The organism is Ferrimonas marina (assembly GCF_900129905.1).
Classification (GTDB): domain Bacteria; phylum Pseudomonadota; class Gammaproteobacteria; order Enterobacterales; family Shewanellaceae; genus Ferrimonas; species Ferrimonas marina.
The window spans coordinates 668,176-692,595 of record NZ_FQXG01000002.1 but is presented as its reverse complement, the minus strand read 5'-3'; the positions used below and the strand labels follow the sequence as shown (position 1 = coordinate 692,595).

Below are 24,420 nucleotides of genomic sequence, written 5' to 3'. Positions count from 1 at the left end.
GCATGAGTCAATTTTTCCACGTGCATCCGGACAACCCCCAGGCCCGGTTGATCAATCAGGCGGTGGCCCTGATCCATAAAGGTGGCGTCATCGCCTACCCCACAGACTCCGGCTATGCCCTGGGCTGTCATATCGGTGACAAGCGGGCGCTGGATAGGATCTGCCGCATTCGTCGACTGGACGCCAACCACAACTTTACCCTGATGTGCCGTGACCAGTCCGAGCTGTCGCTCTATGCCCGGGTGGAGAACACCGCCTTTCGCCTGCTCAAGAACAACACCCCGGGGCCCTACACCTTTATCTTCAAGGGCACCAAGGAGGTGCCGCGGCGACTGCTCAATGCCAAGCGCAAGACCATCGGTATCCGGGTTCCGGACAACACCATCGCCCTGGCGCTGCTGGAGGCGCTGGGCGAGCCGATGATGTCCACCAGCTTGATCCTGCCCGGTGAGGAGCAGGCGCTGGCGGATCCGGAGCAGATCGAGCAGCTGCTGGGTAAGCAGCTGGACCTGATCATCCACGGCGGCATCCTGGCGGAGCAGCCCACCACGGTGGTGGATTTCACCGACGATGACCCGGTTCTGGTGCGGGTCGGTGGCGGCGATCCCACTCCGTTTGAATAAGCGCTGACAAAGTGCGCAAGCGGCCCTATAATGTCGCGTTTTTGTCGAGCACCGCGTCTTGTGACAGAGGGTGAATTGCGCGGATCTCCAGGGTGCGAGCGCGGCCAATGCCGTGGCCACCTGATTGAACCCATTACCTTTTCTGTGAAGCGGTGATCATGACCCAGTCGGCCCCAACCGTTCAGCAACCTTTGCCCCTGGCCATAGTGCGAGGGGATCCGGTGATGGATCCGCCAGCGGATCTGTTCATTCCGCCGGAGGCCCTTGAGGTGATCCTGGAGGCGTTTGAAGGCCCCCTGGATCTGCTGCTCTACCTGATCCGCAAGCAGAAGCTGGACATCCTCGACCTGCCGGTGGTCACCATCACCCGCCAGTACATGGAATACATCGCCCTGATGGAGCAGATGAAGTTCGAGCTGGCGGCGGAGTACCTGGTGATGGCGGCGACCCTGGCGGAGATCAAATCCCGTCTGTTGCTGCCCCGTCAGGTGGCAGAGGAGGACGAGGAGGAGGATCCCCGTACCCTGCTGATCCGCCAACTGCAGGCCTACGAGGTGATCAAGCAGGCGGCCCAGGGGCTGGACGAGCTGCCGCGGATGGAGCGGGACAGCTGGCGAGCCCAGGCCGCCAAGGCCGCCGATCTGGCGCCGGTGGTGGTGCCACCGGAGGTGTCGATGGAGGAGCTGATGCTGGCGCTGCGCCAGATGATCCAGCGGGCCGACCACTTTGAACACCACCAGATCGAGCGAGAAGCGCTCTCTACCCGGGAACGGATGAGCCGCATCTTGGCGTTGCTGACCCGGGAGCGCTTTACCCCGTTCCAGGCCCTGTTCACCGAGCAGGAGGGGCGGGCCGGCGTCGTGGTGAGCTTCCTGGCGATCCTGGAGTTAACCAAAGAGGGGCTGATCGAGCTGCAGCAGGCAGCACCGGGCAGCCAGATCCATGTGAGGGCGCGGGCATGAGCCGAATCAATGACGACCAACTCAAGCAGCTGATCGAGGCGGCGCTGTTCGTGGCCGATGGGCCGATGAGCGCCCGTGGCCTCAAGCAAACGGTGCTGGCGGAGTTTGCCGTCTCCACCGGCCGCATCAACGAGGTGCTGGATGAGCTGGAGCTGGACTACCGCCCCCGCGGCATCCAGCTGGTCAAGGTGGCCGGCGGCTACCGTTTCCAGAGTCACCCGGAGCTCAGCCCCTTCCTCGGGGCGCTGTGGCAGGAGCGGGCACCGCGCTACTCCCGCGCACTGCTGGAGACCCTGGCGCTGATCGCCTACCGTCAGCCGGTGACCCGGGGCGAGATCGAGAAGGTACGCGGGGTGTCGGTCAGTGCCAACATCATGCGCACCCTCAGCGATCGGGGCTGGATCGCCATTATCGGCCACAAAGAAGTGCCCGGCCGACCGGCGTTGTACGCGACGACCGACGAATTTTTGCAATACTTTTGTCTGGACAGCTTGGCAGACCTGCCTAGCCTTGAGGACGAGCAGGCCCTGACCACCCTGTTGGATGGGGCCACGGCCGCCGAACCCTCCCAGACCCACTAAAGAAGAGATTAATGAGCGAAAAACTACAGAAAGTATTGGCTCGAGCAGGCCATGGCTCCCGTCGTGAGATGGAGGCCATGATCGCCGCAGGCCGGATCAGCATCGATGGCCAGGTGGCCAAGCTGGGCGATCGGATCGAAGGCAGTGCCGAGCACAAGGTCCGCATCGATGGCCACGTGGTCTCCTTGAAGTCCGAAGAGGACGTGGTCTGCCGGGTATTGGCTTACTACAAGCCCGAGGGGGAGCTGTGCTCCCGTACCGATCCCCAGGGGCGTCCGACGGTGTTCCAGCGTCTGCCCAAGCTGAAAGACAGCCGCTGGGTGGCGGTGGGCCGACTGGACATCAACACCTCCGGTCTGCTGCTGTTCACCACCGATGGTGAACTGGCCAACCGGCTGATGCACCCCTCCCACGAGGTGGAGCGGGAGTACGCCATCCGTGTCTTCGGCGAGGTGGATGACGCCATGCTCAACCGTCTGCGCCAAGGGGTGGAGCTGGAGGATGGCATGGCCCAGTTCAAGCGCCTGGGCCGCGCCGGTGGCGAAGGGATCAACACCTGGTACCACGGTGTGCTCAGCGAGGGTCGTAACCGCGAGGTGCGCCGCATGTGGGAGAGCCAGGAGGTGCAGGTCAGCCGCCTGATGCGGATCCGCTATGGCGCTATTGAGCTGCCCAAGGGCTTGCCGCGGGGCGGCTGGATGGAGCTGCCGCTGGACCAGGTCAACTACCTGCGTCAGCTGGTGCAGATGGATCCGGAGACCCGCTCGCTGATCGCTCAGGACAAGGCCGGCGCCCGTCGCCACAAGTCGATCAAGACCAACAAGATCCGTCGCGCCGTGCATCGCCACCGCGCCCGTACGCCGGGCAAGCGTGCCAAGTAAGGCTCGACAGCAAAAAGCCCCGCAACTGCGGGGCTTTTTTGTTGGTGCTCAACCAGCTACTTGCTTTTAAACATAGCACCTAGCACCTAGCACCTAGCACCTAGCACCTAGCATCTAGCACCTAGCACCTAGCACCTAGCACCTAGCATCGAGCACCTGGAGTTTAGCGCGATACGCTGGCACCAGGGATACGGTCCGGCTGGGCATCCAGGCTCTGGCCGTTGACCTCGGCACTGTCGTCGCTCATCAGGTAGAGGTAGAGCGGCATCAGATCTTCGGCGGTACGCAGGGTCTGCGGGTCCTCCGCCGGGAAGGCGGTAGCGCGCATCTTGGTGCGGGTGGCGCCGGGGTTGATGCAGTTGGCGCGCACGTTGCTGCCTGCCAGCTCATCCGCCAGGGTTTGCATCATCCCTTCGGTGGCGAACTTGGAGATGGCGTAGACACCCCAGAAGGCCCGACCCTGGCGGCCGACCCCGGAGGAGGTGTAGACGATGGAGCCTTGGGGGGCCTTACGCAGCACCGGCAACAGGGCCTTGGTCAGCAGGAACTGGGCGGTGACATTGACCTGCATCACCTGCTGGAACATCTCCAGCTCCATCTGATCAAAGGGGGTGAGGGCGCCCAGCACCGAGGCGTTGAACAGCACCCCATCCAGATGACCAAACTGCTCCTCGATGGTGGCGGCCAGGTCCTGGTAGTTCTGCTCACTGGCGCCTTCCATATCCAGCGGTACGATGGCCGGTTCCGGCCCCCCCGCCGCCACGATGGCATCGTAGACCTGCTCCAGCTTGTTGGTGGTTCGGCCTAGCAGGATGACCGAGGCACCCGCCTGGGCGTACTGCAGTGCCGCTTCCCGGCCGATGCCGCTGCCGGCGCCGGTAACTAGAATCACTTTGTTTTTCAGAGCATTGGCCTGAACCTGGTATTCCAACATCACAACTTCCTGTTCAAGATCTAACTGATTGATCTGTATCGCCAAAACCCCATTCAGTCCGATGTTTTAAACGCTCGAGTGAAAAATCCGGACTTATGGCTGGGGATATTGTTGCAAAACTGTAGCTAAGCATACGGATCTGCGTTACTTTCCCATAAGGAAGAGCCTATCCGACAGGCGGTTTTGTCACGATACGACCCGGTATTGTGACCAAGTTCGGACTGGAAGACAAAATAAAAGCAAAGGACTGGGGAGAGAAGATGAAACACTTGTTGTTAAGTGCAGCAATTGCCTCCATTTTTGGCCTGACGGCCTGCAGTGGCGACAGCCACCAAGACATCATCAACGATACTGGGACACCCACGCCGCTATCGCGCATCGCCTTCGATCCCGGCGCTGGCGTGCTGCCGCTGCCCAATGATCTGCTGTTCTCCGGCACGCTGGATGGCACCCTGGAGATCCCGGGTGAAGCTGAAAGCATGGATTACACCGATCCCCAGATTGCCCTGGGCGCCCTGGACGGCTGGTCCACCATCATGCCGATGAGCATCGATGTGGTGCCCGGCAGTGACGGGGTGATGGTGGATCCCGCCTCCGCCTCCGCCGCCGGTTCGGTACGGATGTTCGAGGTAGTGCTCGGTGGCCCGTTGTCGCCGGATCCGGAGTGCATGGACAGTGAGTCCCTCTCCATCTGTAAGGTGGGCGAGGAGCTGATGTGGGGCGAGGACTTCATCACCCAGGCCAGCGGTAATAGCATCAACCTGGTGCCGCTTAAGCCACTGCCGCCGGTGACCAGCTACGCGGTGATCACCACCTCGCAGCTGATGGACAGCAACGGCGATGCCATCGCCGCCTCCACCACCTACGAGCTGCTCAAGCTGGACATCAACACCGATCCCCTGGTGACCCCGTCCCAGCTGTTGCTGCAACGACTGACCAACAACTACGAAAACCAGCTGGCCAGCGCCCACTCGGTGGACAAGGCGGGCATCACCTACAGTGGTGTCTTCACCACCCAGTCGGTGCCGGACGTGGTCACCACCGTGGCCCAGTTGATGGCCGATGGCTTTAACCCTGCCGGCCCCACCGTTCCGGTATCGCCCTTCTTTACCCCGGATTGGCTGATGCCGCCAACCCCCATCAACCAGACGGCAGCTCAATTGTTGGGGCTGACCCCGGAAGATGGCTTGGCTTACGTCTTCGCTGACATGGCGGACGTCTACGTTGGTCAACTGGCACTGCCCTATTACCAGATGCTGCCCACCGTGGGTGAGGCCGGTGTCGACATCAATGGACGCTTTGGTGCCTTGGGTGACAGCCCAGTGGCAGTGCTGCAGCTGCTGGAGGCTGGTGTACTCAGCCAGGAAGAATACGCTACCCAGGCAGCGGCCCAGGGTATCGACCCCGGTGCTGCGTTGATGGATCCCAGTCTGCTGGTGGGTGCCCAGTTTTTCCTGGCCGATGGCAGCCCGGTGGATCCGCAAAAACACCTGACCCGCTTTAACCCGCTGCCCAACCCGTTCCAGAACCTGGCAGAGGGTGAGATGCCAGGGGCTGTGCCGCACAAGCTGACCGTGCCGGTACAGGTGACGGTGCCCAACGCGGAGAAGCTGATCGCCTTCTACGCCAGCCAGGGCGCACCCTATACCCCGCCGGCGGCCGGTTGGCCCATCAGCGTCACCATGCACGGCCTGGGGGGCGTCAAGGAGCTCAATCTGGCCTACGCCGGGGTGTACGCGGTTAAGGGCATCGCTACCATCTCCATCGATATGCCGCTGCACGGCGAGCGCTCGGTGGACCTCAATGGCGATATGATCTTCGATGTCTCCGCTACCGATCCCAGTGTCGGTGAGCTGTTGGGCGACCCGCGCTACGTCAACGGTAACCCGCTGGCCTTCGTCAACATCGCCAGCAGCCTGACCGTACGGGATAACTTCCGCCAGGCCATTGCCGATAACTTGGCCCTGCGTTTGTCTGTTGGCACCTGGGCGGCGTTTGAGGCAAGCATGGGGATGATGCCCACCGTGGACGCGACCCGTGTCTCCATGCAGGGCCTGAGCCTGGGCGGCATCGTCGGTACCAGCGCTGCGGCCTATGCCGGCCTGCTGGATGGCCTGTTGGGCGAGGCCAACCCTTACCGCCTCACCGCCGCTTCGCTGGTGGCCCCGGCGGGTGGCCTGGCCGGCTCCTTTGCAGGCTCCGCCACCTTCGGCCCCATCCTGATCACCACCCTGGTGGGTGAGCTGGCACCGGACTGCATCGATCCGATGACCGGTGGTATTGTTGAGAGCCCCGAGTGTGAAGCCGTGGTGGCCCAGGTCCAGACTGAGGTGCTACCGCCGTTCGCCTTCGCGGTGCAGACCGCAGTGGACTCCATGGACCCCATCAACCATGCCGCCATCTTGGCGGGCAGCAACGTACCGGTTCACCTGATTGAGGTGGTGGGTAACCTGGAGGAGGGCGGTGACAATCCGCCGGATCTGGTGCTGCCTAACACCGTACCGGGCTTCCCGCTGTCCGGCACCGAGCCGTTGATCAGCGCCCTGGGTCTGCAGGCCGTCACTGAGACCGTCAGCGACTCTGCTGGTACCGTCAGTGGCGCAGTGCGCTTCCGCCTGGGTGCCCACAGCTCGCTGATTAGCCCCGACATCGCCACCGAAGAGATGCAGGTGCAGGCGGCGGATTTCGCCCTCACCGACGGTCGTAAGATCAGCATCGGCAATGGCTGCCTGATCCAGGGCGGTGCCTGCGAGCAGTAATCCACTCATTGGCTCGTAGTTTTCAAGGCCCGGCGGTTGCCGGGCCTTTTTGATCCGATACACTAAGGTCAGTTTTTCTAGATTGGAGAAGATCTTGGAGTTCTTATACGAATACGGCCTGTTCCTGGCCAAGGCGATCACCCTGGTGTTGGCGGTGGTAGCCATTCTGGTAGCCGCGGCGATAGCCAATCGCAGTGGCAAGAGCCAGAAGGGCAGCCTGAAGATCCACGATCTCAGCGACAAGCTTCATCACTACGAGCAGCAGCTGGATCATGAGCTGCTCAGCGAGGCCCAGCTCAAGGCCAAGGGCAAGGCCCTCAAGGCGGAAGAGAAGGCCAAGCAGAAGGCGCAGAAGGACAGCAGTGAGCGCGATGGCCGGCTGTTTGTCATCGACTTTAAGGCCGGCATCGACGCCGCCGAGGTCAGCAACCTGCGTGAAGAGATCAGCGCCCTGTTGACCGTGGCCAATGCCCAGGACGAGGTGCTGGTGCGGGTTGAGAGTGGCGGCGGCATGGTGCACGCCTATGGCCTGGCGTCCTCCCAGCTTGACCGCATCCGTCAGGCCGAGATCCCGCTGACTATTGCAGTGGACAAGGTGGCTGCCAGTGGCGGCTACATGATGGCCTGCGTGGCCAACCAGGTGATCGCCGCTCCCTTTGCCATCGTCGGCTCCATCGGCGTGATTGCCCAGCTGCCCAACTTCAGCAAGGTGCTGAAGAAAAACGACATCGAGTTTGAGCAGCACACCGCCGGTGAGTTTAAGCGCACCCTGACGGTGTTTGGTGAGAACACCGACGAGGCCCGGGAGAAGTTCCGTGAGGAGCTGGAGAAGACCCACGAGCTGTTCAAAGGCTTTGTCGCCAACTACCGGCCGTCGCTGGACCTGGCCAAGGTGGCCACCGGTGAGCACTGGTTCGGCCAGCAGGCGCTGGAGCTGGGGCTGGTGGACAAGCTGCAGACCTCTGACGACTACCTGATGGTGGCGGCCAAGGAGCGCCAGGTGCTGCAGCTGCAGTACGTGGAGAAGAAGAACTTGGCCAAGCGACTGGGCCGTGGTGCCGAGGCGATGGTGGAGCGTGCCAGCCTCAAGCTGGCGGAGTTGGGCATGCCCGGCAAGCGCTAAGCCTCAGTTAGATGAAAAAGCCGGCCCCAGGGCCGGCTTTTTTGTGCCTGGTTCACTGGCTTACATCGGCAGCGGTTGGCCATTGAGTTGGATCATCCCCTGCTCGAATTGCAACTCGGTGCGGAAACGCTCCTGCTCCAGGGTGAACATGCCGGTTTCCGTCAGCTGCTCCAGCACCGGCGCCAGCGGGTGCTGGGCAAACAGGCTCTCTGAGAAGTTGATGTCGAGCTGGGCGCTGAACTGGGCGATCGCCATCGGGCCAATCAGTTGCTGAATGCTGGTGGGGGCCATGCTCAGTTGGCCCTGGGTCTGGAACTGCCCCTTAAGGGTCTGGCCCGGCATCATAACGTCCAGATCGGCGCTGACGTCGCTAAGCTGCCATTGGATCCCTGCCGCTAACAGCGCGTCCAGGGCCTCTATCAGTTCATGCTCCATCTGGATAGGGTCGGACTGCTCCAACTGCTGGAGGCGGCGATAGGCCGCCTTGTCGAGGCCCTTGAACACGGTATCAAAGCGCAGATTGCTCAGCCCCGTCTTGCTGCCATCAAGCGCAGAGGCAAACTGCAGCTCCTGCACTGACCACAGGCTGACCAAATCCAGTGTGCTCTCCTGCTCCTGGGTTTCCCCGCTCATGGTCAGTGCGGTCATCACCAAAGAGACGTCGTGACCATCATCAAAGCGAAACTCACCGAGCTGGAACGCCATGCTTTGCATCTCAGCGATGCCGTCGGTCATCACTGCATCACCGGAAAAGTGCAGATCGGTGATCAGCAGTTCACCGTCGTTATCTGGCACGCGGAAAGTCAGGCTGGCCAGGCTCAGTTCGCCGTAACTGGTCGACAGGTCCAGGGCAAAGTCTCCCCGGTAATGGATGGGGGAGAGTGCCAGGTGGGCCTCGCCGTCTGGCAGGGTGAGCGCCATGGCATCCAGCTGCAGGTCGACCTTGGCCTTGCCGCCAGGGATAAAGGCGCTCCAGCCACCCCGCATCTGGGGCAGCGTCTCCAGCTGCTGGGCAAACTCCGCCAGGGTGCCATGCTCAAAGTCCAGCGCCACCTCGCCGCGCAAAAAAAGCGGCCAGAAGCTCAGGGTCTGGGTGGCGGCAAACTCCAGCGCTATCTCCAGGCTGGGATCGTCCATCAGGTACAGGTAGCGCTCTGTGCGGCCAAACAGGGAATCGTCCATCACCTCTAGCGTCACCTCGACGTTGGGCATCTCAGAAGCCAGCGCCATCTGCTGTTCGACGATCTTCTGATATTGCTGGCCCGTGTACCAGCTTGCGGCCGGGATAGCCACCACAGTGGCCAGGGCAGCAGCCAAAAATCCTTTATTCATCATGTACTTTCCAGTCGGATAATCAGTCCTGGCTGACTATGCCAGATCAGCGCACAAAAAAAAGCCCGACGAGATGTCGGGCTTTTTGTTAAGCGGGGTGGCTCACACGTTGAACAGGAAGTGGATGACGTCGCCGTCTTTAACCACGTAGTCCTTGCCTTCAGAGCGCTTCTTGCCGGCTTCCTTGGCAGCGTTCTCGCCACCCAGCTCGATGTAGTCGTCGTAGCCGATCACCTCGGCGCGGATGTAGCCACGCTCGAAGTCGGTGTGGATCTTACCGGCGGCCTGCGGGCCGGTGGCACCCACCGGGACGGTCCAGGCGCGCACTTCCTTCACCCCGGCGGTGAAGTAGGTCTGCAGGTTGAGCAGCTCGTAACCGGAGCGGATCACCCGGTTCAGCCCCGGCTCGTCGATGCCCAGATCGGCCATGAACTCGTCGCGCTCTTCAGCTTCCAGCTCGGCGATCTCGGATTCGATCTCGGCACACACCGGCACCACCACGGCGTTCTCTTCGGCGGCGATGGCCCGTACCTGGTCCAGGTAGGGGTTGTCCTCGAAGCCGTCGTCATTGACGTTGGCGATGTACATGGTCGGCTTGAGGGTCAGCAGGCCCATGTACTGGATGCGGGCTTTCTCATCCTTATCCAGCTCAACAGAGCGGGCCATGCCGCCGGCTTCCAGGGTCGGCAGGATCTTCTCCAGCACCAGGATCTCCGCCTTGGCGTCCTTGTCACCGCCCTTGGCACGCTTGGCCAGGCGCAGCAGCGCCTTCTCGACGGCGTCCAGATCCGCCAGGGCCAGCTCGGTGTTGATCACCTCGATGTCCTCGGCCGGGTTTACCCCGCCGGCGACGTGAACGATGTTGTCGTTCTCGAAGCAGCGCACCACGTGACCGATGGCGTCGGTCTCACGGATGTTGGCCAGGAACTTGTTACCCAGGCCTTCCCCGGTGGAGGCACCCTTCACCAGGCCGGCGATGTCGACGAATTCCATGGTGGTGGGCAGCACGCGCTGCGGGTTGACGATCTCGGCCAGCGCATTGAGGCGATGATCCGGCACCGGTACCACGCCGGTGTTCGGCTCGATGGTGCAAAACGGGAAGTTGGCGGCTTCGATGCCGGCCTTGGTCAGTGCATTGAACAGGGTGGATTTGCCGACGTTGGGCAGACCCACGATGCCACATTTAAAACCCATGGTAGTGTTAACCTTTCTTGATCGTCTGTTAGGCCGGTTGGGCCGAAAAAGTATGGAGGCGGTTCTGTGCCTTGGTCATGCCCTCTTTGAGTAGCAGATCCATGCAGCGGCACGCCTCGTCGATCGCCTCGTCCATGGCGCGCTGTTCATTGGCCGGGGCCTTGCCCAGCACATAGCCGGTCACGCGGTTGCGATCGCCCGGATGGCCGATGCCGACGCGCAGCCGGTAAAAATTCTTGTTGTTGCCCAGTCGGGCAATGGTGTCCTTCAAGCCGTTGTGGCCGCCATGGCCACCCCCTTGCTTGAAGCGAGCCACCCCGGGGGGCAGGTCCATCTCGTCGTGCACCACCAAGATCTCCTCCGGCGCGATGCCGTAGAAGTTGGCCATGGCACCGATCGCCTTGCCAGAGAGGTTCATAAAGGTGGTGGGGATCAACAGTCGCAGGTCCATGCCCGGGGCCTGGATCCGACCGGTCTTACCAAAGAACTTGCTCTCGGTCTTGAGGCTGACGTTGTGTTGTCGGGCCAGTTCGTTAACCAGCCACTCGCCGGCATTGTGGCGGGTTTGGGCGTATTCGGGGCCTGGGTTTGCCAGGCCCACGATTAAACGGATGTTACTGCTCACCGTTACTCTTCTGTTGGTTGCTCTGGGGTTTCGCCGTCTTCGGCCTCGTCGTCACTGGCGCCCTTAGGCGGCTTGATGGTGACTACGGACAGATCCTGGCTGTCGTCGCCCTTGCTCAGTGCCACCAGTTCGACCCCTTCGGGCATCTGGATATCGCTGAGGTGCAGGCTATGACCGGTGTCCAGGCTGAGGATATCCACCTCAATGAACTCCGGCAGATGACGCGGCAGACAACGGACTTCCACCTCGTTAAGCAGGTGCATCACGGTGCCACCGGCGCGAGCCCCGGCGCTGTCCTCTTCGTTGACGAAGTGCAGCGGCACGGTGGCGGTCATGGCGGTGCCACGGACCACTCGCTGGAAGTCCAGGTGCATCAGCTTGGGCTTGTAGGGGTGACGCTGGATCGCCTTCACGATCGCCTCTTCCGCCTGGCCGTTGATGTTCAAGGTCAGCACGTGGCTGTAAAACGCCTCGTTCTCCTGTGCCTTGTTGATCTTGTTGTGGGCCAACGTCAGTGACACTGGCTCCTTGTCTCCACCGTACAACACCGCGGGCACCAGCCCTTCCCGACGCAACCGGCGGCTCGCTCCGGTGCCTAGATCGGTACGGATCTCAGCGTCAAACTCGAAATCTGACATGGTTGTAACTCCTTTTGTTGGTGTGGTTGCCGTCTCCGCGACCAGAAACGGACCTCTTCCTTGTAGACAAAGGCGCGACAGTTTACCACTTTGACGCCGATTGGCTCAAATTCGCCTCAGTCTGGATCAAGGCGCAAAAAAAACGCCCCGTCGGCAAACGGGGCGTTGTTCTCAGCGTCGGGCAGCTTAGTGCTCGAACATCGCCGAGATAGATTCTTCGTTGCTGACCCGGCGGATCGCTTCGGCCATCACACCGGACATGGTCAGCTGGGTCACCTTGCCGGTGGCCTTCATCGCGTCAGACAGCGGCACGGTGTCGGTGACGATCACCTCGTCGATGACGGACTCGCTGATGTTCTTCGGCGCGTTGCCGGAGAAGATCGGGTGGGTAGCGTAGGCAAACACGCGACGGGCGCCGTGCTCTTTCAGCGCTTCTGCCGCCTTGCACAGGGTGCCGCCGGTGTCGATCATGTCATCAACGATGATGCAGTCACGGTCCTTGACGTCACCGATGATGTGCATCACCTGGGAGACGTTGGCGCGGGGGCGACGCTTATCGATGATCGCCAGGTCGCTGTCGTCCAGCAGCTTGGCCACGGCACGGGCACGAACCACACCACCGATGTCCGGGGAAACCACCACCGGGTTGTCCAGATCACGACGCTGCATGTCTTCCAGCAGCACCGGGCTGCCGAACACGTTGTCTACCGGCACATCGAAGAAGCCCTGGATCTGCTCAGCGTGCAGGTCGCAGGTCAGTACCCGGTCAACGCCTACGCTGGACAAGAAGTCAGCCACTACCTTGGCGGTGATCGGCACCCGGGCGGAGCGGACACGACGGTCCTGACGGGCGTAGCCGAAGTAGGGGATCACCGCAGTGATACGACCGGCAGAGGCGCGACGCAGGGCATCCACCATCACCACCAGCTCCATCAGGTTGTCGTTGGTGGGGGCACAGGTGGACTGGATGATGAAGACGTCAGAACCACGCACGTTTTCGTTGATTTGAACGCTGATCTCACCGTCAGAGAAACGGCCAACTTCGGCGCTGCCAAGGGCGGAGTAAAGGCGTTGGGCAATCAGTTTTGCCAGTTCCGGGTTGGCATTACCGGTAAACAGCTTAATGTCGGGCACGGGATGAACCTCAGGCTTGTTTGCTTTGGTTTGGCCGGGACCCTGCCCAGACCAAACCGGCGAAGAACCAGTTGTTATGTTGGCACAGTTCTATCTGTTGTCCGCTGTAAAGCGGGACAATTGTCCGTCCTCGGACGGGACAAACACAGGCCGGCGTGAACCCGAAGGCGTCGCCGGCTGATTTATTATTGGCCGAGCATGGCCAGAAGGGGTGACTGGTTGCGGCCTTGGGTCACTTGGCCCACCCACCCTTCGGGCAATCCCGCCCTTGCGGCTTCGGCATCAGCCCGGTTGGCAAATTCGCCAAACACGCAGCTGCCGGTGCCGGTCATTTTTGACGGCGCATATTCTAGCAACCAGCTTAAAGCCTTTGCAACTTGAGGATAGGCTTGGCAAACCACTGCCTGGCAGTCGTTTTGCCAGCGCTGGGGCTGGCTTTCCAGCCCTGGGATCTTAGGTGTGTCCCGGGTCAGCTGCGGGTGACCAAACACCTCGGCGGTGCTGACCTCCACCTCGGGCACCAGCAACAGGTACCAGGGCTCGGCGATCTCCACCGGACGCAGGGCTTCACCGACGCCATCCGCCATGGCAGCGCGACCTCGGACAAACACCGGCACGTCCGCGCCCAGGCTCAAGCCAAGCTCGGCCAGGGCGTCCTCGTCCAGGCCGGTTTGCCAAAGGTGGTTGAGCACCACCAGGGTGGTGGCCGCATCGGAGGAGCCGCCACCGATGCCACCGCCCATGGGCAGTTGCTTATCCAGCTCAATGTCGGCACCCAGGGTGGTGCCACTGGCCTGTTGCAGCAGCCGGGCGGCACGCACCACTAGGTTGTCCTCGTCCGCCACGCCGGGCAGCGCCGGGCTGAGGGTAACCAGGCCGTCATCCCGCGGGGTGAAACGCAGTCGGTCGCCCCAATCCAGGAATTGGAACAGGGTCTGCAGTTCGTGATAGCCGTCTTCACGGCGGCCATTGATGTGCAGGCAGAGATTGAGCTTGGCGGGGGCGGGCCACCAGGGGGCTTGGGTCATCGAAGGTTACAACTCGGGTTGCCAGTGAGAGATGGCCAATTTTATTCGTTGCGGGCCCTGGCGCAACTCCAACTCGCGCGGCAGGCGATGCTGAGACAGTTGTTGCCAGCCGTTGTAGGTCAGCTGCCACTGCTCTCCGGTGCCGGGGTGGACCAGGTCGAGCCGTACAGGATGGCCCTGCTCGTCGTAGCTGGTGGTGGGATTGCTGGCGGTATCCCCCAGCAGGTAACGGCTCAGCTGCGACAGCGGCAACTGCCAGCCGGTCAGGCGCTGGATCAGTTGCTCCGGGCTGTCGCCCTGGTGGCGACGACCATCCAGCTCCACCTCGGCGAAGCCCGGGCGGGCATTGAGTGCCAGCAGGGTCTGGCCGAACGGGCCGGTCAGGCGCAGATCGTCCTGGCCGGTGCGCCCCAGGTGGCGCCAGTGCAGGCTGGCGGAGACCCGCTCCTCCGGGGTGATGATCCCCAGCTTGCCGCGCAGGTGCCAGTTGGGGGTCTGCGCCAGCGGGTCGTCGGCATCCGCTGCCTGATAGCTGGCACAACCAGCCAGCAATGTCAGGAGTAACAAGGAGAGGGTGAGTTTGAACGGATGGTTAAACATTTTTATCCAACTTTGTGCGCTGCTCCGCAATCATGAAGGGAATGCTGCCCGTGTGTCCGAGATTGTGTTTCCCCGTGACACACTTTGTGCATAGAATTGCCCTGCGCCAAAGGATTGAAAAGAAACGGGGCGAATAAGCTAATTTAAGCCATGACGTTAGTTGCAATTGGGATCAATCACAAGACCGCCAGCGTATCGCTGCGAGAAAAAGTCGCCTTCGGGCCGGACATTCTCGCCGATGCCCTAAAAAGCTTGGCGGCACAAACCCGCACTGGTGAGGCGGTGATCGTCTCTACCTGTAACCGTACCGAGTTGTACACCAATCAGGTGGAAAGTGAAGCACTGGTCCAGTGGCTCAGTCAGTTTCACAACCTCGATGAAGCGGAGCTGCGGCGTTCCATCTACCTCCACACCGGCCAAAAGGCGGTGCAGCACCTGCTGCGCGTCTCCTCCGGTTTGGACTCCTTGGTCCTGGGTGAACCCCAGATCCTCGGCCAGATCAAGAAAGCCTTCTTCGATGCCCGGGATACCGGCACCATTGCCCACACCCTGGACCGTCTGTTCCAGCACACCTTCAAAGTGGCCAAGCAGATCCGCACCGAGACCGAGATCGGCACCTCTGCCGTATCTGTCGCCTTCGCCGCGGTAAACCTGGCCAAACACATCTTTGATGACCTGTCCAAGTCCAAGGTGATGCTGGTGGGGGCCGGTGAGACCGTCGAGCTGGTGGCTCGTCACCTCACCGAGCGCGGCGTAACGGACATCATCGTCGCCAACCGGACCCTGGCCCGGGCCGAGGGGATGGCCGCCGAGTTTGGCGCCACCGCCGTGACCCTGCCGCAGATCCCGGAGCACCTGCACGAGTGTGACATCGTGATCTCTTCCACCGCATCACCGCTGCCGATCCTCGGTAAGGGGATGGTGGAGAACGCGCTGAAGCAGCGCCGCCAGCAGGCGATGCTGCTGGTGGACATCGCGGTGCCCCGGGATATCGAGTCCGAGGTGGGGGATCTGGAGAATGCCTACCTCTACACCGTCGATGATCTGCAGGGCATCGTTGAGAAAAACATGGCTTCACGCCTGGAAGCGGCGGAGCAGGCGGAGCTGATTGCCCAGGAGCAATCGGTGGAGTTCCTCAACTGGCTGCGTGGCCTCGATTCGGTCGCCACCATTCGTGCCTACCGCAGCCAGAGCGAACAGCTCAAGGTTGAGGCCTTACAGCGGGCGGTAGAGCGACTGGAGCGGGGCGACGAGGCCTCAGCGGTGGTCAATGAGTTGGCCAACAAGTTGACCAACAAACTGATCCACTCGCCGACCCAGGCGTTGTCCAAGGCCGCCCGCAGTGGTGACCTCGATAGCCTTGAGCTCTTGCGATCGGCACTGGGTATCAACGACAATTAACCCAGACGCACCGCAAACTTTACGACAACGGCCCGTTTAAACGGGCCGTTTTGCATTATCAAGGTAGACAATGAAACCCTCCGTTTACGCAAAATTGGAAGGCCTGGTCGAGCGCTATGAAGAGGTTCAGGCGCTGATGAGTGAGCCCGACGTGATTGCCGATCAGGACCGCTTTCGCAACCTGAACAAGGAATATGCCCAGCTTGAGGACGTGGTTAAGGCGTTCCAGGACTACCAGCAGGGCCAGGAAGACATCGAGACCGCCCAGGAGATGCTCAGCGATCCGGACATGGCTGAGATGGCCGCCGAAGAGCTCGCCGAGGCCAAGGCCAACTGCGAGCGACTCGAGGGCGAGCTGCAGATCCTGCTGCTGCCCCGGGATCCCAAGGACGACAACAACTGCTTTGTTGAGATCCGTGCCGGTGCCGGCGGTGACGAGGCCGCCATCTTTGCCGGTGATCTGATGCGGATGTACAGCCGTTTCGCCGAAACCGTGGGCTGGAAGGTGGAGATGATGTCCGCCAACGAGGGCGATCACGGTGGCTACAAAGAGGTGATCGCCAAGATCTCCGGCGACGCCGTTTACGGCAAGATGAAGTTCGAATCCGGTGGTCACCGGGTTCAGCGGGTACCGGCCACCGAATCCCAGGGTCGTATCCACACCTCCGCCTGCACCGTGGTGGTGATGCCGGAGATCCCGGAAGCGGAAGCGATCACCATCAACCCGGCGGATCTCAAGGTCGACACCTTCCGCGCCTCCGGTGCCGGTGGTCAGCACGTTAACAAGACCGATTCCGCCATCCGCATAACCCACATCCCCACCGGTACCGTGGTGGAGTGCCAGGACGACCGTTCCCAGCACAAGAACCGGGCCAAGGCGATGGCGGTGCTGGGCGCACGGCTGCAGCAGGCTGAAGATGAGAAGCGCAAGGCCGAGGAGACCGACACCCGTCGCTCGCTGGTGGCCTCCGGTGACCGCTCCGAGCGGATCCGCACCTACAACTACCCCCAGGGCCGGGTCTCCGATCACCGTATCAACCTGACCCTCTACCGCCTGGCCGAGGTGATGGAGGGGGATCTCAATGCCCTGATGGAGCCGATCCTGCAGGAGCACCAGGCCGATCAACTGGCGGCGCTGGCGGAAGACTGAGATGCGCATTGACCAGTGGCTGCGCCTAGCCAGTGCCAAACTGGCGGAGGCGGGCAGCCAGAGCGATCCGGACAGCCCCGGTATCGACGCCGAGGTGCTGTTGCTGAGCCGCTTAGACAAGCCCCGCAGCTTCCTGTTTACCTGGCCGGATCAGCAGCTCAGCGAAGCGCTGCAGGCGCAGCTGGCTGAGGATCTGCAGCGCCGCTTTGACGGCGAGCCGGTGGCCCACATCACCGGCCACCGCGAGTTCTGGACCCTGACCCTGGAGACCAACGCCAGTACCCTGATCCCGCGGCCGGACACCGAGTCACTGGTGGAGGCGGCGCTGGCGCTGCCGTTGCCGCAGTCGGCCCGGGTGGTTGACCTGGGTACCGGCACCGGCGCCATCGCCCTGGCCTTGGCCAGTGAACGCCCGCAGTGGCAGGTGTGTGCGGTGGAGTACAGTGCCGAGGCCGCCGCCCTGGCCCGGCGCAACGCCCAGCGCCACGGCCTGGATGTGCCGGTGCACCAGGGCAGCTGGTATCAGCCGCTGCAGGGCCAGCGCTTTGACCTGGTGGTCTCCAACCCCCCTTACATCGATCCTGTGGATCACCACCTGGACCAGGGGGACGTGCGGTTCGAGCCGCGCAGTGCGCTGATCGCGCCCCAGCAGGGGCTGGCGGACATCCGTCACCTGGCCCAGCAGGCCCAGACCCACCTCCATCCCGGCGGGGTGTTGATGGTGGAGCATGGCCATGACCAGGGCGAGGCGGTGCGGGGGATCTTTGCCGAGGCGGGACTGGTGCAGGTCAGCACCGGTCAGGACCTGGGTCGGCGGGATCGCTATACAATCGGGCGGGCACCCCGCTAAGATAGCCTCAATCTGATAGAGAAAGGACCTCTCATGCCTTACGTCGCCCTGAAACACATCCATCTGACACTGATCGGCGCAAGCGTCGGCCTGTTCATCCTGCGCTTTGTGCTGCTGATGCTGCAGTCCGGTGTGCTGCAGCGCAAATGGGCCAAGGTGCTGCCCCACGTCATCGATACCCTGCTGCTGCTGTCCGGGGTGGCGCTGATCATGGCCACCGGCTGGAACCCGATCCGAGACCCCTGGCTGACCGAGAAGATGCTGGCCCTGGTGGCCTACATCATCCTTGGGGTGATCACCTTCAAGGCGCAGCGCGGCACCCTGTTCCGGGTGTTTGCCTTCCTCGGCTCGCTGGGCTGGGTCTACTACATGTTTGTGCTGGCCCAGACCAAGACGCCGCTGTTACTGGGTTAGTACTTGTCTTTCTGAACAAAAACCGGAGCCTGGCTCCGGTTTTTTTCTGCCGCTGTGGGCAAAAGCCGGGGTAGGGGGTAGATCCCCCGTGCCCATCGGCTATGATGCCCACTTTCCGGTTACACAACCCAGATGAGGAAAGGATGAACGCAGTCACCATCAAGGTCGGTCAATGCGACGTGGCCAACGACAAGCCCTTCGTGCTGTTTGGCGGCATGAACGTGCTGGAGTCCCGGGACCTGGCGATGCAGATCGCCGAACACTATGTCCAGGTCACCGAGAAGCTGGGGATCCCCTATGTGTTCAAGGCCTCCTTTGACAAGGCCAACCGCAGCTCCATCCACTCCTACCGTGGCCCCGGCCTGGAGGAGGGCCTGCGCATCTTCGAGGAGATCAAGCAGACCTTCAAGGTGCCGCTGATCACCGACGTGCACGAGGTGGGTCAGGCCAAGCCGGTGTCCGAGGTGGTGGATGTGATCCAGCTGCCCGCCTTCCTGGCCCGACAGACTGATCTAGTGGCCGACATGGCCAAGACCGATGCGGTGGTTAACGTTAAGAAGCCGCAGTTCCTCAGCCCCGGCCAGATGAAGAACATCGTTGAGAAGTTCCGTGAGTGTGGCAAGGAGGAGGTGATCCTCTGTGAGCGCGGCGCCAACTTTGGCTACGACAACCTGGTGGTGGATATGCTCGGCTTCCGCACCATGAAGGAGTGCAGTGGCGGCATGCCGGTGATCTTCGACGTCACCCACGCGCTGCAGTGTCGCGATCCGCTGGGGGCGGCCTCCGGTGGCCGTCGTCACCAGACCGTGGAGCTGGCCAAAGCGGGCTTGGCCACCGGCCTGGCCGGGCTGTTCCTCGAGGCGCACCCCAATCCGGACCAAGCCAAGTGCGATGGCCCCTCGGCGCTGCCGCTGGCGGTGCTGGAGCCGTTCCTGGCTCAGATGAAGGCACTGGATGACCTGATCAAGGCGCAGCCCACCCTGCAGATTGACTGATCTTCGCGATCGGTATCCGGGTTATGGCCGCCAGGGTTGAGCAAAATTCCGGCGGCCGTTAGGGTCGGGGTAGTGTTCAAAAAGGAGAGTCAGGATGACGACACCACTGCCCCAGGCCTTTGAGCAGGCCCAAGCCCGGGTGAAAGCGCTCAGCGCACGACCCACCGACGAGCAGCTGCTCAACCTTTATGGTGCCTTTAAGCAGGCCACCGAGGGGGATGTTCAGGGCGACCGCCCCGGGTTCTTTGATTTCAAGGCCGGGGCCAAGTACGCCGCCTGGGAGAACCTGCGGGGCATGTCGGAGGACGACGCCATGACGCGCTATATCCAGCTGGTGGATGCCCTGACCGACAGGGCCTGAGCCGAAACGCAACAAGCCGCCCATTGGGCGGCTTGTTTGATCTTACTCGGCAGACTCTTTGTCGTCGCTGTCCTGCTCCTGGGCCAGCAGCAGCGGGGTGCCCAGTTCCATCGACTCGAATGAATGGTACAGCTCTTCACGGTCCTGCTGCAGACCCTGGTTGACCTGCTGATGCAGGCTGGCGCTGTCGACAGTGACCGGCTCTGGGCTAAGTGGCAGCAGAACCAGGGCGGAGGACAAAATCAGCATGGCAGACATCATGACACTCCAAGATGCGTTGGTTAAGGAAGCTTTTGATGGCTCAAACTTTAGCCATGCAGGGTGTTGTCAACAAACGAGTTAATGTACAATCCATTATTAGTTTTTCTAATAGTGTGAGGTGGATCATGTCCCGTCGTTTACCGCCCCTAAATGCGGTCAAGGCGTTTGAAGCCGCTGCCCGTCACCTCAGTTTTACCCGGGCGGCGGAGGAGCTGTTTGTGACCCAGGCGGCGGTCAGTCATCAGATCAAGGCGCTGGAAGAACACCTGGGCCTGAAGCTGTTCCGACGTCGCAACCGCTCCTTGCTGTTAACCGAGGAAGGGCAAGGGTATTTCCTCGATATCAAGGATCTGTTCACCCAGCTGGCGGACGCCACCGAACGACTGCTGGCGCGCAGTGCCACCGGCTCACTCACCGTCAGTATGACCCCCAGTTTTGCCATTCAATCCCTGGTACCCAAGCTGGCCCGGTTCTCCGAGCTGCACCCGGAGGTCGATGTGCGGATCAAGGCGGTGGACCAGGATGAGGGATCCTTAACCGAAGACGTGGACGTGGCGATCTACTTTGGCCGGGGCAACTGGCCGGGGCTGCGTGCCGATAAGCTGCGCAGTGAATGCCTGGTGCCGGTCTGCTCCCCTCGATTGCTCAATGGCGCCAAGCCGCTGCGCAGCATCGAGGATCTGAGTAAACACACCCTGCTGCACGACATGAGCCGACACAACTGGAAGGCCTGGGCCAAGCAGCACGAGCAGGTGCTGCCCAGCGTCAACACCGGCCCGATCTTCAGCCACTCATCGCTGGTGCTGCAGGCCGCCATCCATGGCCAGGGGATCGCCCTGGGCTCCTCGGTACTGGCCCGTCCCGAGGTGGAAGCCGGCCGCCTGGTGTGTCCCTTCGATAAGGTGCTGCTCAATAAGAACGCCTACTACCTGGTGTGTCACCAGAGCCAGGAAGATCTGGGCAAGATCCAGGCGTTCCGCGACTGGCTGATCCAGAGCTTCGCCGAGGAAGCCCACAGCGATCTGATCCCGGGGGTGGAGTAGCATGGCCTGGCCTGAGTTAGCCCGGCACGACGGTGCCGAGCAACCGCAACGGCTGATCCTGCTGGCCCACGGGGCCGGGGCGGGCATGGACCACCCCTTTATGGCGGCCATGGCCAGCGCCCTGGCGGATGACCAGACCCAGGTGGTGCGGTTCGAGTTCGATTACATGGTGCAGGCCCGGGCGCTGGACAAGCGCCGACCACCGGATCGCCTGCCCAAACTGGTTGAATGCTTTCAACGCTGGGCCGAGGCCGCTAAGATAGCCCACCCCCAGGCCCAGCTGGTGCTGGCAGGCAAGTCCATGGGCAGCCGCGCTGCCGCCCTGGTGGCCCAGCAGGTCGATGCCCAGGCGGTGCTGGCCTTTGGCTACCCGTTTCACCCGGTGGGTAAAACCGAGCCGGAGCGCTGGCGTTGGCAGCCGCTGCAACAGTGTCCGGTGCCACTGCTGATCTGTCAGGGCAGCCGGGACAACTTTGGCAGCCAGGCCGAGCTGGCAGCCCATACCCTGCCCGAGACCGTCGGGCTGCACTGGCTCGACAGTGGCGATCACAGCCTGGTCCCCACCAAGCGCAGTGGCTTTACCCAGCAACAGCTTATTGAACAGGCCGCCGGGGCCTGTCAGACCTTTCTTAACAGGGAGTAACCCATGGCTCGACTCTATGCCATGATCGCCGCCGCCTCTGCGCTGCTGGCGACCATTCTTGGTGCCTATGGCGCCCACGGACTGCCCGGACGGGTGTCTGCCAGCTTGCTGGAGAGCTTTCAGACCGCGGTGCAGTACCAGTTTTTCCATGCCCTGGCCCTGTTCGGGGTAGCCCTGGCTCTGCGTGGCCGCGGCGGCGAGCGCTGGCTGCAGGGGGCAGGGGCCTGCTTTATTGTCGGAAGCCTGGGCTTTTCCGGCTCCATCTATGCTTTGGTGCTGGTGGGTAACAAATTTTTTGGCCCCATCACCCCGATGGGGGGCATGACCTTGATGATTGGCTGGGCGCTGTTGATGGTCGGCGCCTGGCGTTGGGAGAGCGTGAATGAATAAGATCTTGCTGCATTGCCGTCCTGGCTTTGAGAAAGATTGTGCGGCGGAGATCCAGGCCCTGGCCGCCGAGGCCGGGGTTTACGGTTACCCTCGGCTGGAAAACGGCAGTGGCTTTGTGCTGTTCGAGGGCTACGGTGAGAACGACGGTGAGCAGCTGATGCAGACCCTGGCGTTTGACCAGCTGATCTTCGCCCGCAGCTGGTTCGTGGTGACCGCCGAGCTGGCCCAGATGGATCCGGAGGATCGGATCAGCGCGGTGATGGCCGCCGCCGAGGGGCTGCCCAAGGCGGGTAAGCTGTGGGTGGAGAGCGGCGATGGCGACGATTACCGCTCACTGCTCTCCTTCTGCCGTAAGTTCACCGTGCCGCTGCGCCAGGCGCTGCGCCAAAACGGCCTGCTGACCAAGAATGAGAAGGACAAGATGCCCCGCATCCACTTGTTTCTCACCGACAGCGCCAACGGCTACCTGGGCTACAGCCGCTCCGACAACGGCTCGCCCTTCTATATGGGGATCGAACGGCTGAAGTTCCCTGCCGACGCCCCCAGCCGCTCCACCCTGAAGCTGGATGAGGCGTTCTCAGTATTCCTGACCCCGGAGCAGCAGGAGCAGCGGGTTCGTTCCGGCATGCGGGCAGTGGACCTGGGCGCCTGTCCCGGCGGCTGGACCTATCAACTGGTGCGTCGTGGCATGTTCGTGGCGGCGGTGGACAACGGCGCCATGGCCCAGAGCCTGATGGAGACCGGCCAGGTCAGCCACCACCCGGTGGATGGCTTCAAGTTCGAGCCAGAGAAGCCCGGCAACCACTGGCTGGTGTGTGACATGGTGGAGAAGCCGGACCGGGTGGCCCAGCTGATGGCGCGCTGGATGATCAAGGGCTGGTGTGAGCAGGCCATCTTCAACCTCAAGCTGCCGATGAAACAACGTTACGCCAGCGTGTGCGATTGTTTGAACCAGTTAACAGACATCCTTCAATCCGCTGGGGTAGGGTGTGAGCTCAAAGCCAAACACCTTTACCACGACCGCGAGGAGATCACCGTCTACCTGCGTCGGTTGAACTGATCTGGAGACGAGGCCGTGCTGAGTTTGACCCTGAGCTTGAGCGTGATGCTGCTACTGATGACCCTGTGGATGCTGCCAGGCTACCTGGTACTGCGGGACCCCCGCCGCTGTGGCTGGCGCCAGGTGGGCTGGGCATTGGCGGCCTTCAGCTTCTCCTATCCGGCCTGGTGGGTCTATCGGATGCAGCGGCGCTGCCACTGCCTCGAGATTCGGTTGTAAAAAAAGGCGTCGCAACAGCGACGCCTTTTTTGTGCCTGAAGATCCGGGCTCGGGTCAGCCTTACAGCCGTGCCAGGATGGCGTCGGTGAAGGCCACGGTGCCGGCGCTGCCACCCAGGTCGCGGGTAACGCTGTCGCCGGCGGCGATGGTGTCACGCACCGCGTCACGGATCTGGCTGGCCTTGTCCGCCATGCCCAGGTACTCCAGCATCTGCACCGCCGCCAGGATCAGCGCGGTGGGGTTGGCCAGGTCCTGGCCGGCGATGTCCGGGGCACTGCCGTGCACCGCTTCAAAGATGGCCGCGTCCTGGCCGATGTTGGCGCCCGGGGCCAGGCCCAGACCGCCGATCAGGCCGGCACACAGATCCGACAGGATGTCACCAAACAGGTTGGTGGTGACAATCACGTCGAACTGGCTCGGGTCCATCACCAGCTTCATGCAGGTGGCGTCCACGATCATCTCTTCCGACTCGATGTCCGGGTAACGGGCAGCGACCTCACGGGCCACCTTCAGGAACAGGCCTGAGGTGGATTTCATGATGTTGGCCTTGTGCACCGCGGTCACCTTCTTGCGACCCTCTTTACGGGCCAGCTCGTAGGCAAAGGTGCAGATCCGCTCAGCGCCTTCCCGGGTGATGATGCTCATCGCCTCGGCGGTGGTGCCATCCTCGGAGACCTTCTGACCGGCGCCGGAGTACATCCCCTGGGTGTTTTCCCGGATGGTGATGATATCGACGTTGTCGTAGCGAGCGCGGGTCCCCTTGAGGGACAGCACCGGACGGACGTTGGCGTAGAGGTTAAAGGTTTTGCGCAGGCTGACATTGATGGAGGTGAAGCCTTCGCCGATGGGCGTGGTCAGGGGGCCTTTCAGTGCCACCTTGTTCTTCTCAATCAGCTTGAGGGTCTCTTCCGGGACCAGTTCACCGTGCTTCTCCAGGGCCGTCAGACCGGCATCGGCAAACTCGTAGTTGAAGTCGCACCCGGCCTTATCCAGGACCTTGAGCGTTGCCTCGACAATATCGGGGCCGATCCCATCTCCGGGGATCACGGTAATGGTGGTGGACATCGCACTTCCTTCCACGTTGGCGTTGAAATCCAAGCCCTTCTTGTTCCTGTGACAGAGGATGGGGGCTTTGTTAGCATGTTGCGGAGCAGAGTCTACCGCTTTTCACAGGCCACTTACAGTTGTCGGAAGGTCGTAGTCGCAAAAAACGGATTTT

Annotated in this window: 27 protein-coding genes; 17 read left to right on the top strand and 10 right to left on the bottom strand. The window is 62.1% G+C overall.

Annotated features, from left to right (window positions below; genetic code table 11):
- The first annotated feature begins 2 nt into the window (after positions 1-2).
- The 4 genes from BUC04_RS06750 to rluB all read left to right on the top strand — a co-directional run bounded on the left by BUC04_RS06750 (position 3) and on the right by rluB (position 3,047).
- Positions 3-623 (top strand): L-threonylcarbamoyladenylate synthase, encoded by a 621-nt coding sequence (locus BUC04_RS06750; RefSeq protein ID WP_067664336.1) that lies wholly within the window; start codon positions 3-5, stop codon positions 621-623.
- A gap of 158 nt (positions 624-781) precedes the next feature.
- On the top strand, positions 782-1,585 hold the full coding sequence (locus tag BUC04_RS06745) for a segregation and condensation protein A (RefSeq protein ID WP_067664334.1): 804 nt from the start codon (positions 782-784) through the stop codon (positions 1,583-1,585).
- Entirely contained in the window at positions 1,582-2,166 is a 585-nt protein-coding gene (scpB, locus tag BUC04_RS06740) for an SMC-Scp complex subunit ScpB (RefSeq protein WP_067664332.1), read from the top strand. Before BUC04_RS06745 ends, scpB begins: the two co-directional genes overlap by 4 nt.
- Positions 2,167-2,177: 11 nt before the next feature.
- Positions 2,178-3,047 (top strand): 23S rRNA pseudouridine(2605) synthase RluB, encoded by an 870-nt coding sequence (gene rluB / locus BUC04_RS06735; protein ID WP_067664330.1) that lies wholly within the window; start codon positions 2,178-2,180, stop codon positions 3,045-3,047.
- A gap of 163 nt (positions 3,048-3,210) precedes the next feature.
- Here rluB and BUC04_RS06730 read toward each other — a convergent pair whose 3' ends face one another.
- Complete coding sequence (locus BUC04_RS06730; RefSeq protein WP_067663224.1) at positions 3,211-3,981, bottom strand: YciK family oxidoreductase; 771 nt, start codon at positions 3,979-3,981, stop codon at positions 3,211-3,213.
- A 260-nt stretch (positions 3,982-4,241) separates the two neighbouring features.
- On the opposite strand from BUC04_RS06730, the gene BUC04_RS06725 reads away from it, so the two are divergent.
- Together BUC04_RS06725 and sohB are read left to right on the top strand one after the other, a co-directional pair.
- A complete protein-coding gene (locus BUC04_RS06725) occupies positions 4,242-6,740 on the top strand; it encodes a VolA/Pla-1 family phospholipase (protein WP_067663221.1) in 2,499 nt (832 codons plus the stop codon).
- A gap of 94 nt (positions 6,741-6,834) precedes the next feature.
- Positions 6,835-7,863, top strand: a complete 1,029-nt coding sequence (gene sohB, locus BUC04_RS06720) for a protease SohB (RefSeq protein ID WP_067663218.1) — start codon at positions 6,835-6,837, stop codon at positions 7,861-7,863.
- 60 nt (positions 7,864-7,923) lie between these two features.
- Here sohB and BUC04_RS06715 read toward each other — a convergent pair whose 3' ends face one another.
- From BUC04_RS06715 to lolB, 7 genes are all read right to left on the bottom strand, one after another.
- Positions 7,924-9,195: a DUF945 family protein gene (locus BUC04_RS06715; protein WP_159437660.1), complete on the bottom strand. Its 1,272-nt coding sequence runs from the start codon at positions 9,193-9,195 to the stop codon at positions 7,924-7,926.
- A 102-nt stretch (positions 9,196-9,297) separates the two neighbouring features.
- On the bottom strand, positions 9,298-10,389 hold the full coding sequence (gene ychF, locus BUC04_RS06710; RefSeq protein ID WP_067663212.1) for a redox-regulated ATPase YchF: 1,092 nt from the start codon (positions 10,387-10,389) through the stop codon (positions 9,298-9,300).
- Between the two features lie 28 nt (positions 10,390-10,417).
- Positions 10,418-11,014: an aminoacyl-tRNA hydrolase gene (gene pth / locus BUC04_RS06705; protein ID WP_067663209.1), complete on the bottom strand. Its 597-nt coding sequence runs from the start codon at positions 11,012-11,014 to the stop codon at positions 10,418-10,420.
- 2 nt (positions 11,015-11,016) lie between these two features.
- On the bottom strand, positions 11,017-11,652 hold the full coding sequence (locus BUC04_RS06700) for a 50S ribosomal protein L25/general stress protein Ctc (protein ID WP_067663206.1): 636 nt from the start codon (positions 11,650-11,652) through the stop codon (positions 11,017-11,019).
- 186 nt (positions 11,653-11,838) lie between these two features.
- The gene (locus BUC04_RS06695; RefSeq protein ID WP_067663203.1) at positions 11,839-12,786 is read right to left on the bottom strand and encodes a ribose-phosphate pyrophosphokinase; all 948 of its coding nucleotides are present in this window, start codon (positions 12,784-12,786) and stop codon (positions 11,839-11,841) included.
- Between the two features lie 185 nt (positions 12,787-12,971).
- Complete coding sequence (gene ispE, locus BUC04_RS06690; protein WP_067663200.1) at positions 12,972-13,814, bottom strand: 4-(cytidine 5'-diphospho)-2-C-methyl-D-erythritol kinase; 843 nt, start codon at positions 13,812-13,814, stop codon at positions 12,972-12,974.
- Between the two features lie 6 nt (positions 13,815-13,820).
- Complete coding sequence (gene lolB / locus BUC04_RS06685) at positions 13,821-14,414, bottom strand: lipoprotein insertase outer membrane protein LolB (RefSeq protein ID WP_067663197.1); 594 nt, start codon at positions 14,412-14,414, stop codon at positions 13,821-13,823.
- Positions 14,415-14,564: 150 nt separating this feature from the next.
- On the opposite strand from lolB, the gene hemA reads away from it, so the two are divergent.
- From hemA to BUC04_RS06655, 6 genes are all read left to right on the top strand, one after another.
- A complete protein-coding gene (gene hemA, locus BUC04_RS06680) occupies positions 14,565-15,815 on the top strand; it encodes a glutamyl-tRNA reductase (RefSeq protein WP_067663194.1) in 1,251 nt (416 codons plus the stop codon).
- 70 nt (positions 15,816-15,885) lie between these two features.
- Positions 15,886-16,965 (top strand): peptide chain release factor 1, encoded by a 1,080-nt coding sequence (prfA, locus tag BUC04_RS06675; protein ID WP_067663191.1) that lies wholly within the window; start codon positions 15,886-15,888, stop codon positions 16,963-16,965.
- A gap of 1 nt (position 16,966) precedes the next feature.
- Positions 16,967-17,815 (top strand): peptide chain release factor N(5)-glutamine methyltransferase, encoded by an 849-nt coding sequence (gene prmC, locus BUC04_RS06670; RefSeq protein ID WP_067663188.1) that lies wholly within the window; start codon positions 16,967-16,969, stop codon positions 17,813-17,815.
- A gap of 33 nt (positions 17,816-17,848) precedes the next feature.
- Positions 17,849-18,229, top strand: a complete 381-nt coding sequence (locus BUC04_RS06665) for a SirB2 family protein (protein ID WP_067663185.1) — start codon at positions 17,849-17,851, stop codon at positions 18,227-18,229.
- Positions 18,230-18,372: 143 nt separating this feature from the next.
- A complete protein-coding gene (gene kdsA / locus BUC04_RS06660; protein WP_067663182.1) occupies positions 18,373-19,224 on the top strand; it encodes a 3-deoxy-8-phosphooctulonate synthase in 852 nt (283 codons plus the stop codon).
- Positions 19,225-19,318: 94 nt separating this feature from the next.
- Positions 19,319-19,585 carry an acyl-CoA-binding protein gene (locus BUC04_RS06655; RefSeq protein WP_067663179.1) on the top strand — a complete coding sequence of 89 codons (267 nt, stop codon included), beginning with the start codon at positions 19,319-19,321 and terminating at the stop codon, positions 19,583-19,585.
- 42 nt (positions 19,586-19,627) lie between these two features.
- Here BUC04_RS06655 and BUC04_RS06650 read toward each other — a convergent pair whose 3' ends face one another.
- Positions 19,628-19,846: a hypothetical protein gene (locus BUC04_RS06650; RefSeq protein WP_159437659.1), complete on the bottom strand. Its 219-nt coding sequence runs from the start codon at positions 19,844-19,846 to the stop codon at positions 19,628-19,630.
- Between the two features lie 125 nt (positions 19,847-19,971).
- On the opposite strand from BUC04_RS06650, the gene BUC04_RS06645 reads away from it, so the two are divergent.
- The 5 genes from BUC04_RS06645 to BUC04_RS06625 are packed head-to-tail and all read left to right on the top strand — an operon-like array spanning position 19,972 to position 23,201.
- The gene (locus tag BUC04_RS06645) at positions 19,972-20,889 is read left to right on the top strand and encodes a transcriptional regulator GcvA (protein WP_067663173.1); all 918 of its coding nucleotides are present in this window, start codon (positions 19,972-19,974) and stop codon (positions 20,887-20,889) included.
- A gap of 1 nt (position 20,890) precedes the next feature.
- Positions 20,891-21,532, top strand: coding sequence for an alpha/beta family hydrolase (locus BUC04_RS06640; RefSeq protein ID WP_067663170.1), 642 nt, complete (start codon positions 20,891-20,893; stop codon positions 21,530-21,532).
- Positions 21,533-21,535: 3 nt separating this feature from the next.
- Positions 21,536-21,922, top strand: a complete 387-nt coding sequence (locus BUC04_RS06635) for a DUF423 domain-containing protein (protein WP_067663167.1) — start codon at positions 21,536-21,538, stop codon at positions 21,920-21,922.
- Positions 21,915-22,982, top strand: a complete 1,068-nt coding sequence (gene rlmM, locus BUC04_RS06630) for a 23S rRNA (cytidine(2498)-2'-O)-methyltransferase RlmM (protein WP_067663164.1) — start codon at positions 21,915-21,917, stop codon at positions 22,980-22,982. Before BUC04_RS06635 ends, rlmM begins: the two co-directional genes overlap by 8 nt.
- 15 nt (positions 22,983-22,997) lie before the next feature.
- Positions 22,998-23,201 carry a hypothetical protein gene (locus tag BUC04_RS06625; protein WP_067663161.1) on the top strand — a complete coding sequence of 68 codons (204 nt, stop codon included), beginning with the start codon at positions 22,998-23,000 and terminating at the stop codon, positions 23,199-23,201.
- A 60-nt stretch (positions 23,202-23,261) separates the two neighbouring features.
- On the opposite strand, the gene BUC04_RS06620 is transcribed toward BUC04_RS06625, so the two are convergent.
- Positions 23,262-24,266: an isocitrate dehydrogenase gene (locus tag BUC04_RS06620; RefSeq protein ID WP_067663158.1), complete on the bottom strand. Its 1,005-nt coding sequence runs from the start codon at positions 24,264-24,266 to the stop codon at positions 23,262-23,264.
- Positions 24,267-24,420 lie beyond the last annotated feature (154 nt).